The organism is Mycobacterium sp. ELW1, from assembly GCF_008329905.1.
GTDB lineage: Bacteria > Actinomycetota > Actinomycetes > Mycobacteriales > Mycobacteriaceae > Mycobacterium.
In genome coordinates this window covers 4,403,985-4,417,023 of record NZ_CP032155.1, presented here as the reverse complement: position 1 = coordinate 4,417,023, position 13,039 = coordinate 4,403,985, and the positions used below count along the sequence as shown (strand labels likewise).

General features: G+C 67.3%; 12 protein-coding genes and 1 pseudogene. 6 read left to right on the top strand and 7 right to left on the bottom strand.

What is annotated here, in order from left to right:
- Positions 1-32: 32 nt before the first annotated feature.
- Together D3H54_RS20970 and D3H54_RS20965 are read left to right on the top strand one after the other, a co-directional pair.
- Positions 33-698, top strand: coding sequence for an FMN-binding negative transcriptional regulator (locus D3H54_RS20970; RefSeq protein ID WP_149380816.1), 666 nt, complete (start codon positions 33-35; stop codon positions 696-698).
- 39 nt (positions 699-737) lie between these two features.
- Positions 738-3,020, top strand: a complete 2,283-nt coding sequence (locus D3H54_RS20965) for a molybdopterin-dependent oxidoreductase (protein WP_286198957.1) — start codon at positions 738-740, stop codon at positions 3,018-3,020.
- Positions 3,021-3,023: 3 nt separating this feature from the next.
- Here D3H54_RS20965 and D3H54_RS20960 read toward each other — a convergent pair whose 3' ends face one another.
- A complete protein-coding gene (locus D3H54_RS20960) occupies positions 3,024-3,392 on the bottom strand; it encodes a MarR family winged helix-turn-helix transcriptional regulator (RefSeq protein WP_286198956.1) in 369 nt (122 codons plus the stop codon).
- Between the two features lie 188 nt (positions 3,393-3,580).
- Between D3H54_RS20960 and D3H54_RS20955 the strand changes: the two are divergent.
- Positions 3,581-4,431, top strand: a pseudogene (locus tag D3H54_RS20955) (oxidoreductase).
- On the opposite strand, the gene D3H54_RS20950 reads toward D3H54_RS20955, so the two are convergent.
- The 3 genes from D3H54_RS20950 to hisN all read right to left on the bottom strand — a co-directional run bounded on the left by D3H54_RS20950 (position 4,432) and on the right by hisN (position 8,005).
- The gene (locus D3H54_RS20950; protein ID WP_036339847.1) at positions 4,432-5,646 is read right to left on the bottom strand and encodes an acyl-CoA dehydrogenase family protein; all 1,215 of its coding nucleotides are present in this window, start codon (positions 5,644-5,646) and stop codon (positions 4,432-4,434) included.
- 44 nt (positions 5,647-5,690) lie between these two features.
- Positions 5,691-7,073, bottom strand: coding sequence for an acyl-CoA dehydrogenase family protein (locus D3H54_RS20945; RefSeq protein WP_149380812.1), 1,383 nt, complete (start codon positions 7,071-7,073; stop codon positions 5,691-5,693).
- Positions 7,074-7,210: 137 nt separating this feature from the next.
- Positions 7,211-8,005 (bottom strand): histidinol-phosphatase, encoded by a 795-nt coding sequence (gene hisN / locus D3H54_RS20940; RefSeq protein WP_149380810.1) that lies wholly within the window; start codon positions 8,003-8,005, stop codon positions 7,211-7,213.
- A 52-nt stretch (positions 8,006-8,057) separates the two neighbouring features.
- On the opposite strand from hisN, the gene D3H54_RS20935 reads away from it, so the two are divergent.
- Complete coding sequence (locus D3H54_RS20935; RefSeq protein ID WP_149380807.1) at positions 8,058-8,402, top strand: hypothetical protein; 345 nt, start codon at positions 8,058-8,060, stop codon at positions 8,400-8,402.
- 7 nt (positions 8,403-8,409) lie between these two features.
- Positions 8,410-8,817, top strand: a complete 408-nt coding sequence (locus D3H54_RS20930; RefSeq protein WP_149380805.1) for a PPOX class F420-dependent oxidoreductase — start codon at positions 8,410-8,412, stop codon at positions 8,815-8,817.
- Here the strand turns inward: D3H54_RS20930 and D3H54_RS20925 are convergent, their stop codons facing one another.
- The 3 genes from D3H54_RS20925 to D3H54_RS20915 form a co-directional block, all read right to left on the bottom strand.
- Positions 8,818-9,804, bottom strand: coding sequence for an IS481 family transposase (locus D3H54_RS20925; RefSeq protein WP_149378248.1), 987 nt, complete (start codon positions 9,802-9,804; stop codon positions 8,818-8,820).
- A gap of 109 nt (positions 9,805-9,913) precedes the next feature.
- Entirely contained in the window at positions 9,914-11,152 is a 1,239-nt protein-coding gene (locus tag D3H54_RS20920) for an MFS transporter (protein WP_149380803.1), read from the bottom strand.
- A gap of 42 nt (positions 11,153-11,194) precedes the next feature.
- Positions 11,195-11,743, bottom strand: coding sequence for a TetR/AcrR family transcriptional regulator (locus D3H54_RS20915; RefSeq protein WP_149380801.1), 549 nt, complete (start codon positions 11,741-11,743; stop codon positions 11,195-11,197).
- 94 nt (positions 11,744-11,837) lie between these two features.
- Between D3H54_RS20915 and D3H54_RS20910 the strand changes: the two genes are divergently transcribed.
- Positions 11,838-13,028, top strand: a complete 1,191-nt coding sequence (locus tag D3H54_RS20910; protein WP_149380799.1) for an MFS transporter — start codon at positions 11,838-11,840, stop codon at positions 13,026-13,028.
- Positions 13,029-13,039: the final 11 nt, after the last annotated feature.

Here is a 13,039-nt window from a genome sequence, read left to right as displayed (position 1 = left end):
AATCTCTTGCCTTGCCTGATGCAATGGTGGACATGCTGATCCATCCCTGGGATGCCGCGCTGGACGACGCCGAATGGCGGGACTGGTTGGCGTCGACCGACCGATTCGGAGTCCTCGCGGTCAACAACGTCGACCCCGCGCAGGCCCCCGTGCTGGTGCCCACCCATTTCACGGTGGCCGGTGCGGAGCTGCTGATCCACCTGGCGCGGCCCAATCCGGTCTGGCCACATCTGGAAGCAGCCGCCGAGGTGCGAGTCGCGGTGATCGGCGACTACGCCTACATCCCGACTTACTGGCGTGCGAAGGCCGGCGGTCCCGACGAGGACGGAGTGCCGACCAGCTACTACGCATCCGTCCAATTCGTCTGTCGCCCAACGATCATCGATGATCCGCACGGCAAGGTCGAGATCCTCCGGTCTCAGCTTGCCGACTTTCAGCCCGAAGGCCGCCATGCCGAGGTGGCCGAAGCTCAGGACCCGTACGGCCGGATGCTGCCCGGCATCCGCGGCGTGCGACTCGCGGTCGAGCGAGTCGAGGCCAAGTTCAAGTACGACGACGCCAATCCCGTCGAGCATCGAGAGCGGGTGATCGGCCGCCTCGAGGAGCGCGACCGCGCCCTGGACGCCCGCGCCGCCGCCCAGCAGCGGCGGCGACTGTCGGCGATCGGCGACTGGCGTGCCGGTCGGGGACAGCCCTGACCATTGTGCCGGGCTGACACGGCGGCCTAACATGGACAGGTGTCCAGACACAAGTCGGGTCAGGCCGGCAGCGTTGTCCACCGGGTGACGTGCCCGCTCTGCGAGGCCATGTGCGGGTTGCGAGTCACGGTCGACGAGGACCGGGTCACCGACATCCGCGGCAACCCCGACGACGTGTGGTCGGCAGGGCACATCTGCCCCAAGGGCACGGTCCTCGGGCAGTTGCACGACGATCCGGACCGGCTGCGGTCGCCGATGGTCAAGCAGCCGAACGGAACTCACGTCGCCGTCTCCTGGAACGAGGCGTTCGCCGAAGCCGAGCGGGTGCTTCGTCCGGTGCTGGAGAGCGACGGCGCGCGGGCGGTCACGGTGTATGTCGGCAATCCGGTCGCGCACAACCTGGGTTTGAGTTCGTACATCGGCGCCCTGGTCGGGATGGGCGCGGCGGCCGGGATGGGCGCGTACTACTCGCCGGGCACGGTCGACCAGTGGCCGCTGAACGTCGTCGGCACCCTGCTCTTCGGCGGGATGTGGAACGCACCGATCCCGGACCTGGCCCGCACCGACCACCTCGTGGTCATCGGCGCCAATCCCGCGGCCTCGCAGGGATCGATGCTCTCGGCGCCCGACGTCGTCGGTCATCTGACCGGCATCCGCAACCGCGGCGGTCGGGTGGTGGTCATCGACCCTCGCCGCACCGAGACCGCGCAGCGCGCCACCGACTGGGTGCCGATCCGTCCTGGCACCGACGCCCTGGTGCTCTTCGCGGTTCTGCGGACGCTGGCTGCCGACGGATTGCTGCGTGCCCATCCGCATCTCGACGGCCGGGTCCAGGGGCTCGACGAGGTGATCGCCCTGGCCGACCCGTTCACCCCGGAAGCCGTTGAAGGGCCGAGCGGAATCCCGGCCGAGACGATCCGCGAGCTCGCACACGATCTGGCATCGGCGTCGAATCCCGTGCTGTACAGCCGCATCGGGGCCTGTACCCAGGAATTCGGCACCTTGTCCACCTGGCTGGTGTTCGTGCTGAACACCGCGCTCGGTGCGGTCGACCGGCGCGGGGGAGCGGTGTTCCCGACCCCGGCGGTGTACTCGCCGATGTTCATGAAGCCACCCGATCAGCCGGGCCCGCGCTGGGAGTTCGGCCGCTTCGCGTCGCGTGTGCGCGGGGTCGGGGAGGTGCTCGGCCAATTCCCGGTGAGCTGCCTGGCCGAGGAGATCCTCACCCCGGGCGACGGGCGCATTCGCGCCATGATCTCGGTCGCGGGCAACCCGGCGATCTCTGCGCCGGCGGCCGGGCGGCTCGACGAGGCGCTGGCGTCCCTGGATGCCCTTATCTGCGTGGACAACTGGCTCAACGAGACCACCAGGCATGCCCACGTCATCTTCCCTGGGCTCTCGCCGCTGGAGCGTCCGCACGCCGACGATCTGTACTGGATCTACGCCGTCGCCTCCTGCCTGAAGTGGTCGGAGCCGCTGTTTGCGCCGGATCCTTCTCGGCCAATGGAATGGGAAGTGCTGCTACGTCTTTCGGGCGCACTGCTGGGCACCCCGATGGCCGACGTCGACGTCCCGGCGATGGACGACCTCTACACCGGTGGTCTGGTCGCCACCATGTGCACTCAGCCGGGCACTCCGCTGAGCGGACGCGATCCGGCCGAGGTGATGAGCATTCTGAAAGGTCAAGGGCCCGAGCGTATATACGATCTCTACATCCGACTCGGTCCCTGGGGTGACGGTCTGGGCGCCAATCCCGACGGCCTGACCCTCGACGAGGTGCGCACGCACCCCGACGGCCTGCGGCTGGGCGAACTGCAGGACGGCCGGCTGGACTCAGCCGTCACCACGCCGTCGGGGGCCATCGAGCTGATGCACGACCTGTTCGCCGATGACGTGCCCCGATTGCGGGCGCGGATAGACCGCGCCGAGGAGTCGCTGCTGCTCACCAGTCGCAGGCATCTGCGGTCGAACAACTCGTGGCTGCACAATGTGCCAGCGCTGATGCGTGGGCGGGACCGATGCACGCTGCTGATGCACCCCGACGATGCCCGCCGCGTCGGGATCGGTGACGGCGAGCTGGCCGAGATCAGCACATCGGAAGGGAAAGTGGTTGTGCCCGTGGAGGTCAGCGACGACATGATGCCCGGGGTGGTGTCCCTGCCGCACGGCTGGGGACATGGCCTGCCGGGCAGCCGACTGGGCGTCGCCAACGAACATCCCGGCGTGAACTCCAACCTGCTCAACCCGCCTGATCTGCTCGACGTCCCCAGCAACACTCAGGTTGTCAACGGGGTGCCCTGTCAGGTCCGGGCGACGGGCTGAGGTTCAGCCGTCGATCGAGTCGGCAAGGCGTTGCAGCAGTTCGGTGAGGGCCAGCTGCTCCTCGCCGGAGAGGATTCCGAACAGTTCCTCGGCAGCGGCGGTGTACGCGCTCGCCCAGGCTTGCGCCTGCTGCCGGCCGGTGGGTGTGGTCTTCAGCAGGGTCACCCGGCGATCGGAGTCGTCGGCGCAGCGTTCGATCAGACCTTCCCGGACGAGCGCGTCGGTCAGGGTGGAGGCGGTGCCTTGAGTGATGCCGACGGTGCGCGCCAGGTCGGTAAGCCGGACCGGACCGCAGCGATCCACCTCGAACAACACCTTTGATCGTGGGGTGGACACACCGTGGTCACCGAGCCGCTCGTCGAGGGCGCGCACCAATGTCTTGCCGGCGCGGCCGAAGGCGTCGGCGAGGGCGGCGGCGCGCTGACGGGATTCGGCGCCGTGTGCTGAGTGTGGAATGTGGCTTCACCTCCCTGGGTTGACAGGAAGCGTAACGCGCCAGCAAGATAGTTTGAGATCAAACAATTTGACTTCAATCTATTCTTTCCGACTGGAGGATCCCCATGACACGTTTTGCGTTGGCCGGCTATGACGTCCACCGCGTCGGATTCGGCGCCATGCAGCTGCCCGGGCCCGGCGTATTCGGCCCGCCGCGGGATCGCGAGCAGGCACTGGCCGTGTTGCGCCGCGCCGTGGACGCCGGCGTCGATCACATCGACACCTCGCAGTTCTACGGGCCCGATGTGGCGAACGAACTGATCCGCGAGGCGCTGCATCCGTATCCCGAGAACCTGGCCCTGGTCAGCAAGGTCGGTGCACGCCGGGACGACCAGGGGATTGGTTGCCCTACAACCAGCCGCATGAGCTACGCGCGGGGATCGAGGAGAACCTGACCACCCTAGGTGTCGAGCGGCTGGCCGCGGTCAATCTGCGGGTGATGGAGTCAGAACCCGATGCGCGGTTCACCGATCAGCTCGGTGCGATGATCACCGCCCGCGACGAGGGCCTGATCGCCGGAGTCGGACTGAGCAACGTCACGCACGAGCAGCTTTTGCACGCGCTGGAACTCACCGACATCGTGTGTGTCCAGAATCCGTTCAATCTGGTGGACCGATCTTCGCAGCCCGTGCTGGACGAATGTGTGGCCCGCGGCATCGCGTTCGTCCCGTTCTTCCCGCTCGGCTCGGCGTTCCACGAGGTGAATCCGGTGCTGTCGCATCCCCTCATCACCGGCGCGGCCGAACGGCTGGGTCACACGCCCGCGCAGATCGCACTGGCATGGACACTGGGCGTTGCCGACAACGTGCTACTCATCCCCGGGACGTCCTCGCTGGACCACCTGGAGCAGAACCTCGCCGTCGCCGGGATCGAACTCGACGAACAGACCCAGCGCGAGCTGACCGCGGTCGCGTGACTACTTGAGTTCGGTCGAGGACAGCCCGAGCAGGCGGCGGGCGACCACCAGCTGCTGGATCTGCTGCGTGCCTTCGAAGATGTCCAGGATCTTCGAGTCGCGAGCCCACTTCTCCAACAGCGTCTGCTCGGAATAGCCTGCGGTTCCGGCCAATTCGACTGCCTTGAGAGTGATGTCGCTGGCGACGCGGGCGGCCTTGGCCTTGCCCATGGAGGCTTCCTTGGAATTCGGGATCGCATTGTCGGCCTGCCACGCCGAGCGCACGGTCAACAGGTAGCCGGCCTCCCAGTCGGCTTCCATCCGAAGGAATTCCGCGGCGGCCGCACTCTGGACGTGGGCGGGCTTGTCGTAGGAGATCTCCACGCCGGCCTCGGTCAGGATCGTGCGCAGTTCCTCCAGGGCGGCACGGGCCACTCCGACCGCCATCGCGGCCACGATCGGCCGGGTGTTGTCGAAGGTCTCCATGACCCCGGCAAAGCCCTTCTCCACCTCGATCTCCGGGCTCCCCAGCAGGTTCTCCTTGGGGATTCGGGCGTTCTCGAACCGGATGGCCGCGGTATCGGAGGCCTTGATGCCGAGCTTGTGCTCGAGACGCTCGACGGTGACCCCGGGGTGCTCGCGCGGCACGATGAACGACTTGATCGCCGCCCGGCCCTTGGACTTGTCCAGCGTCGCCCACACCACGATATGGGTGGCCCGGGAACCGGCGGTGACGTAGATCTTCTCGCCGTTGATCACGTATTCGTCGCCGTCGAGCACCGCCGTCGTCGACACCGCCGCCGAATCCGAGCCGAATGACGGTTCGGTGATCGCCATGGCAGCCCAGACGTTCTTGCCCAGCCGCTCCAACTGCTCGTCGGTGGCCACGCCGGAGATCGCGGCGTTACCGAGACCCTGGCGGGGTACGGACAGCAGCAGCGCGATGTCACCCCAGGAGATCTCCAGGGCATTGAGCAACGCGGACATGTTGCCGCCGTTGATGTTTCCCTTCGGGCCGTCGTCGCTGTCGCGGAATGCCTCCGTGCCGGCGAACGAGATCGTGTTGGCTTCCGAGATTCCCTCGAACAACGTTGCCAGCGTGTCCAATTCGACAGGGTAGGCGTGTTCGGCGACGTCGTACTTCCGTGAGATCGGCCGCAACATCTCCGCGGCGCCCTGGTGTGCCTTCTCGATGACGGCTTCCAGCTTGCGCGGCAGTTCGAGATTGATTGCCATGTCAGTCTTTTCCGTTCGTTAGCCGGTCGGCGGTTACAGAGACCTCAGAGAACAACGACACCCTCGGCGACGCCGATGGCCCGCAGATCGCGGTACCAGCGCTCCACCGGGTGCTCCTTGGTGAAGCCGTGGCCACCGAGTAGCTGCACTCCGTCCAGGCCGATCTGCATGCCTTTGTCGGTGCCCAGCTTCTTGGCCAGCGCGGCCTCGCGGGCGAACGGCAGGCCACGCTCTGCGCGGGCGGCGCCGCGCCAGGTGATCAACCGCAGGCCATCGAGTTCGATGGCGATGTTGGCGCACATGAACGCAACGGCCTGGCGGCGGGCGATCGGCTCGCCGAATGCCTCGCGCTCCTTGACGTAGGGGATCACGTAGTCGAGCACCGCGTGCGAGGTGCCGACCGCGAGCGCGGCCCAGCCCAAGCGGGACAACGCAATTGCTTCGGAATAGTCCGCGTCGGTGGCCCCGTCCTCGCCGAGGCGGGCCGACAGCGGTACCGACACCTTGTCCAATGCCACCCGGCCCAACGCCGCGGCCCGGATCCCCATGCTGGGGTCGGCGGTGACGGTCAAGCCGGCGGCGGAGGCTTCGACGATGAACAACGCCGGCTTGCCGTCGAGTTGCGCTGCCACGATGAACAATTCGGCGTCCGCGGCGGCGGGAACCAGCGATTTCACGCCGTCGAGGCGGTAGCCGCTCGGGGTGCGCACCGCGGTCGTCTTCAGAGCAGTCGGGTCGAACAGTGCATGCGGTTCGGCGATCGCCACGCACGCCTGCGGCACGTTCTCGCCCGCGAACTCGGCCAGATATGTGGCCTGCTGGTCGGCGCTGCCCCAATGGGTCAGTGCCGAGGCGACACCGCCGGGCGCCAGGATCGGCAGCGCAAGGCCCATGTCGCCGTAGGCGAGTGCCTCGGCCACCAAGGCATTGGTGACGGTGGTGCGCTGCTCGGCGATGCCGTCGAAGTCTTCGGGGATGTTGATGGCCGTGATGCCGAGCTCGGCGGCCTTGGCGATCAGATCGGCGGGATAGGTCGCGGCGTCGTCGGCGTCATGAGCGGCCGGACGCAGAATCTCCTCGGCGAACTCGTCGACCGTCGCGACGATCATCTTCTGGTCGTCGTCGGGGGTGAGGTCGAAATAGTCTGCGCCGCTGGGTCGCAGCCGGGCCGGCGCCTTGCCGATGCCCTGAACCTTCTTGAACTGCCGGGTGGCCGCGCCTGCGGTGGAGAACGCCTGCTTGACCCCGTACTTCAGGCCGCGGTTCAGCGGGTCGCGCAGGTGGTAGCGGTCCAGGAAGTCCTGCCCCATCAGCGGGGTGACAAGCGCCAGCCCGATGTCGGTGAGGGAGCGCTTGTGCTTGTACTGCCCGACCGCGCTGTCGCGGGCCCGTGCACTGGCGGATTTCGGGGGAAGAGTGTTCGTCATGGTGGCAGCCTCGTCGATGGTGGGCGTGCTGGTCAGATCTCGCTGAGCCTATCTTACTCCAAAGTAAGGTAGGCGCCGGAAGCGCTTCGCATCGCGAATTCTGTTGGGTCTGTCACACCAGCGCCGCCAGCCGGCTACTAGCAGCCGGTCAGGCTCGCGAGCGTTGCGGCGTGCAGCAGCCCGTTGGTGGCCACGGCATGCCCGCCATGCGGGCCGGGTTGTCCGTCGAGGTTGGTGAAGCTGCCTCCGGCTTCGCGCACCAGGATGTCCAATGGCGCCAGGTCCCATAGCTTGACCTCGGGTTCGGCGGCGATGTCGACCGCGCCCTCGGCGACCAGGCAGTAGGAGAAGAAGTCGCCGTAGGCGCGCACCCGCCACACGTCATCGGTCAACCCGATGAACTGCTCACGCAGCCCGCGATCCGCCCACCCGGACAGGCTGGAGAACGACAGGCTGGCCGAACCCAGGTCGGCTACCCCGGAGACCGACAACGGCCGGGCCGGCCCGTCCCCGGTGCGCGCGAACGCGCCCAACCCCAGGCCGGCCCACCAGCGCCGGTTCAGGGCCGGCGCGCTCACCACGCCGACGATCGGCACACCGTCGGAGAGAAGCGCGATGAGGGTCGCCCAGATCGGTACGCCGCGGACGAAGTTCTTGGTGCCGTCGATCGGGTCGATCACCCACTGCCTGCCGTGGAATTCCGCTGTGCCGCCGTACTCCTCACCGAGCACCGCGTCGGCCGGGCGATCGCGGGACAGGCCCGCGCGCACATCGGCCTCGACCGCCTCGTCGGCGTCGGTGACGGGGGTGAGGTCCGGTTTGGTGTCGACCCGCAGATCCAGCGCCCCGAATCGGTCGAGGGTGATCGCGTCGGCGCGGTCGGCGAGTTGCAACGCCACCGACAGGTCTGCCTGCACATCCTGGCCGCTCATTCTTGATTCGCACCGAAAGTTTCGCTCATGGCAGCAGTCCTACCATGGCCGCATGTGGGAATTCGCGGTGATACTGCTGATCGTCGGTGCGCTGGTCCTGGTTCTGGCGCCGCGCTTGATGCGCCGCGGCCCGCGCGGCGAGGTGGTCCAGGGCACGCTGCTGGTCACCGGGGTCAGTCCGCGCCCGGACGCCACCGGCGACCAGTTCGTCACGATCAGTGGTGTCATCAACGGACCCACTGTCAATGAGCATGTGGTGTACCAGCGGATGGCGGTCGATGTGGACAGCTGGCCGACCATGGGCCAACTCATCCCGGTGGTGTACTCGCCGAAGAACCCGGACAACTGGTTCGTGGCGCCGCCGGATCAGCCGGCGCCCCCGCAGTCCTACAGTTAGGAACCCGATGTCCGAACCCCTTCCCGACGGGCTCCTCGCGCTGTTGCGGCGCCCCAGCCCCTGTTTCGTGGCCACGCTCATGCCCGACGGTTCGCCGCAGCTGACCGAAACGTGGGTGACCACCGACGGCGAGCATGTCGTCATCAACATCGTCGAGGGCATGCAGAAGGCCCGCAACCTGGCCCGCGACCCGCGCGTCGCGGTCAATGTCGTCGATCCCGACGACGTCAACCGCTTCTACGCGGTCCGCGGTCGGGTGTTGTCGACGACGACCGAGGGGGGCCGCGAAAGCATCGACGAGATCTCGCAGAAGTACCTCGGCATCCCGTATCCGAACTTCAGTGGGAATCCCGATGAGACGCGCGTCATCGTCACCATCGCCGCCGAGTCGATCACCACGCCGGCCCGTGGCTGACTAGCTGTACTGACCTGAGAGGTTAGGTACGCGGGTGGCGGGTGGTTGGCCGCCGAGTGCGGTGTGGCCGCGATGGTGATTGTAGGTATGCAGCCAGCGAGGGAACTCCGCGCACCGTTCGGCGTCGCTGGTGTAGAGCCGCGCATATGCCCATTCATCGGCAAGGGTTCGGTGGAATCGCTCCACCTTGCCGTTCGTCTGGGGTCGATAGGGTTTGGTTCGACGATGTTCGATCTGCCCGAGTGCATCTCGGAATGAGTGGGATCGGTAACAGGAGCCGTTGTCTGTCAACACTTTCCGTACGGTGAAGCCGCATGCGTTGAACCATTCGTTAGCCCTTTGCCAGAAGTCAGCAGCTGTGTCTTTGCGTTCGTCGATTAGCAGTTCGGAGTAGGCCAGCCGGGAGTGAGCGTCGATGGCGGTGTGCAAGAAGTGATAACCACGCCGCCCGGAACGGTCGCTGCCAGTTCCTATGCTTCTGTCCTTGCGGGAGTGATGATTTCCTGCGCTGCGGCCCAACATGCGCCATCCGCCGCCAGCCGGGATCTTGCCTACCTTCTTGACATCGACATGCACCAGGTCGCCGGGGCTGGCTGACTCCATCCGCCGGATAACTCGCCCGGTGGGCCGGTCCAGCCACCGCAGCTTGGCTAGGCCGTAGCGCCTCAACACGTTGTGGACAGTCGAGACATTCAGTCCCAGCAGATAAGCAATGCGAGCCGGTCCCCAACGTCGAAGTACTCGGACTTTAATGATGCGCCGCTCGGTGCGTGTGGGGGTTTGATTAGGGCTGTGATGTGGGCGTGAGCTGCGGTCGGCCATGCCGGCTTCGCCTAGTTCGCGGTAGCGGCGGGCCCAGCGCGCAGCGGTAGTGACCGCAACCTGGAACCGCTCGGCCGCCCGTCGCAGCGTCCAGCCATCCTCGACAACGCAACGTGCCAGCCGCAGACGACCGGTTTCGGACAAGGGGGCATTACGGTGGACCATGAAGACCTCCGGAGTGAGTTGGTGCGTTCCTTAAGCAGCTCGCACTTCACTCGGAGGTCTTCGTCATGTCACTACGCCACGCCGTACTTAACGTCCGTGGTCAGTACAACTAGCGCTGCGCCGGCGGCCTCGTCTCGGGGACCGCGGTGAGGTAGAGCGCCATCCCGGCGACCGCGATGACGGACAGCGTGATGAACGTCGTGTGGTAGCCGGCGGCGACGATCAACGCCCCGGCCAGTCCGGCACTGATCGCGGCCCCGGCGCCCTGAATCGTGGCCAGAGCTCCCTGGGTCACATTGAAGTGACCCGTACCCGCGGTCAGATCGGCGATCACCACCGGGAACAGGGCCCCGAAGATACCGGCGCCCACGCCGTCCAGCGTCTGCACGGCAACCAGCCACACCGGGTTGTCCGAGACGGTGTAGAGCACGCCGCGCACGGCCAGCACGGCGAAACCCGCCACGAAGATCGGCTTTCGGCCCCACGAGTCGGCGGTGCGCCCGACGACGATCGCGACCGGAACCATGACGAGCTGCGCGGCGAGTACGCACAGCGCTGTCAACGACGTGGCACTGTCCTTGCCCGCGACCCGAACCAGGAGCTGGCTGACCGAGGTCAGCATCGCCGCGTTGGAGAGGTGGAACACGAACACCACGGCGGCGAAGGCCAGCAGGGTTCGGCTGGTGAACAACACCTTCCAGCTGCTGGCGCGGCGGTGGACCGTGTGGTCGGCGGTCAGGCCTCGCGCCAGGCTTTCGTCGATCTCCGCGTCCCTGATACGGGCGGCCGAGGCGACGCTGAGTAGAGCGAGCACCGCCATCAGCCAGAACACCACCACCGGACCGAACTGGATGGCCAGCAGGGCAGCGATGCCGGCGGACGCCGCATTGCCCGCATGGTTGAACGCCTCGTTGCGCGCGATCCGGCGCGTCAGCAGCCGGCCGCCGACGAGCCCGAGGCTGATCGCCGCGATGCCGGGGCCGAAGACGGTCGCGGCGGCGGCCGCGGCCGATTGGGTCGCGGTCACCGCGACGTAGCCGTGCACGGCGGGCAGGCACAGGCAACTGGCCGTCACGACGACAGCCGCGACGATGAGAACCATTCGGCGGTGCGGTATTCGGTCGATCAGCGCACCCGCGGGCGTCTGGACGACGAGGCCGACCAGGCCGGAGATGGTGATCACGCTGCCGACCGTCGCCTCGTCCCAGCCGTGTGCGGGACCACGGGTGGCGAGCAGGTAGATGGCCAGATACGGGCCGAGGCCGTCGCGCACATCGGCGAGGAAGAAGTTCAGCCCATCGAGCGCGCGCAGCGATCGTGTCGATGGTCGCCGATCGGTGCTCGCCATTGGGTCACATTGTGCCGACCCTGCCTGTGTGCAACCCGGCACTCAGGGTCGCGGCGCGTCCGAACTCTGGTCGATGAGCCGATCGATGACCGCCAGCAGTCCCTCGTCGAGTTCAGTGCGCGGCGGTCCGCCGAGCACGCTGAACAACGCGTGGTGGTACAGCCCGTCGCCGATGAGCTTGACGGTCCGCGCGACGTCACGGTCACCGAGCGCCTCGGTCAGCACGCTCAGCCACTGATCGGAGATCATCTCGATGGCCGCCCGCGCGCGCGGGTCACCGGCCTGCTGGAGCCGTGCCACCGCGACCAGCGTGCGGTCCAGGGGGGTGTTGGCGTAATGCGAGGTGCGGATGTAGTGCCGCGCGGGCCCGTCCGCGGCGTTGCGCATCTTGTCGACGTCGTCGGCGGCCAGCGCGATCAGTCGCTCGCAGAGTGCCTCGGCGAGCTGGTCCTTGGACGGGAAGTGGTAGAGCAGTCCGCCCTTGGACACGCCGGCCCGGGCAGCCACCGCATCGAGCGTGGCGAGGCGCTCGCCGTCGACGGCCAGCGCGTCGGCGTAGGCATCGAGGATGCGCTCGCGCGAGGTCGTCATCGGCCGAGTTTATCGACTTTCGGACTGTACCGTCCGGACGGTACAGTTGGGGAGATTGTGCAGTACCCGAACCTCATTCGATGGAGAGATAACCGTGCGCGCCTACGCAGAGCTCATTCGAGTTCCAGGCGTGGTCAATGTGACCGCCTCACAGCTGTTCGCGCGGCTGCCGCTGGGCATGCTGTCGCTGGCGATCCTGCTGCACGTACAGGCCCGTACCGGGTCGTACGCGGTGGCGGGCGCCGTCGTGGCGTGCACGAGCATCGGTGAAGCGGTGGCCATGCCCATGACGGCGCGCCTTCTCGGCCGGATCGGAATGATGCCGACGCTGGTGTCGGCTGCGCTGATCAACGGCGTCAGCATGTTGGCGCTGGCCTTCATCCATGTCCCCGCGACATTCCTGATGGTGCTGGGGTTCCTCATCGGCGCTTCGGTGCCGCCGCTGCTGCCTGCGGTGCGCGCGCTGTACCCGCAGATGGTCCCCGGCCAGGGGCTACGGGCGCTGTTCGCGCTCGACACCACCGCCCAGGAGCTCATCTGGGTGATCGGTCCGGTCGCTGCGACATTCCTGGCGTCGGCGATCTCGACGGCGATTCCGCTGTTGTTCTCCGCCGCGGTCACGATCGTCGGGACCGTGTGGTTCCTGCTCAGTGCCCGCCAGTTTCGGCCGACCATCGTCAGCAGCACGGTCGCGTTCGGCAAGGTGCTGGCCAACCGTGCGGTCATCCTGGCCATGGCCGCCAGCCTCGCGCTGGTCGCGTCGTTCACGGCGCTCGAAGTCGGCGTCCTCGCCCTGTTCGGCAACCACAACCTCTCGGCGGGCATCGCGCTCGCGGCAACGGGCGTCGGATCGCTGCTCGGCGGCGTGCTGTTCGGCCACCGCCATCTCGGTGTCCGCGGTCTGTCGATGTCCATGGCGATCGTCGCTGCCGGCACCGTGCTGTTCGGGCTTGCCGACGGCTACGGCCTACAGCTCGCCGCGCTGTTCGCCTCCGGGCTCGGCTTCGCGCCCGCGCTGGCCGCGCTCTACGTCATGGTCTCGCATCAGATCGCCGCGCACTCGACCGCGGAAGCATTCGGTTGGCTCAACAGCGGTGCGCTGGTCGGCGGAGCCATCGGCACCGCGATCGGCGGTGTCGTCGTGGACAGCTACAGCCCGTTCGCGGTGATCATGGTGTCGGCCGCCCTGGCGATGGCCGCGGCGTGCACGCCGCTGATCGCGCGCACCGCAGGTCCCGTCGGCGGGCTGTCCCGCGAGCGTGAGCCGGACACCTGCGAGGTGTGATCGCTAGCCGT

Bases quoted from the DNA above. Each gene is read 5' to 3' on its own strand.
- hisN (WP_149380810.1), bottom strand. From the start codon at position 8,005: ATGAGCGGCCAGGATGTGCAGGCAGACCTGTCGGTGGCGTTGCAACTC.
- D3H54_RS20935 (WP_149380807.1), top strand. From the start codon at position 8,058: ATGTGGGAATTCGCGGTGATACTGCTGATCGTCGGTGCGCTGGTCCTG.
- D3H54_RS20950 (WP_036339847.1), bottom strand. From the start codon at position 5,646: ATGGCAATCAATCTCGAACTGCCGCGCAAGCTGGAAGCCGTCATCGAG.
- D3H54_RS20915 (WP_149380801.1), bottom strand. From the start codon at position 11,743: ATGACGACCTCGCGCGAGCGCATCCTCGATGCCTACGCCGACGCGCTG.
- D3H54_RS20930 (WP_149380805.1), top strand. From the start codon at position 8,410: ATGTCCGAACCCCTTCCCGACGGGCTCCTCGCGCTGTTGCGGCGCCCC.
- D3H54_RS20970 (WP_149380816.1), top strand. From the start codon at position 33: ATGCTGATCCATCCCTGGGATGCCGCGCTGGACGACGCCGAATGGCGG.
- D3H54_RS20945 (WP_149380812.1), bottom strand. From the start codon at position 7,073: ATGACGAACACTCTTCCCCCGAAATCCGCCAGTGCACGGGCCCGCGAC.
- D3H54_RS20925 (WP_149378248.1), bottom strand. From the start codon at position 9,804: ATGGTCCACCGTAATGCCCCCTTGTCCGAAACCGGTCGTCTGCGGCTG.
- D3H54_RS20920 (WP_149380803.1), bottom strand. From the start codon at position 11,152: ATGGCGAGCACCGATCGGCGACCATCGACACGATCGCTGCGCGCGCTC.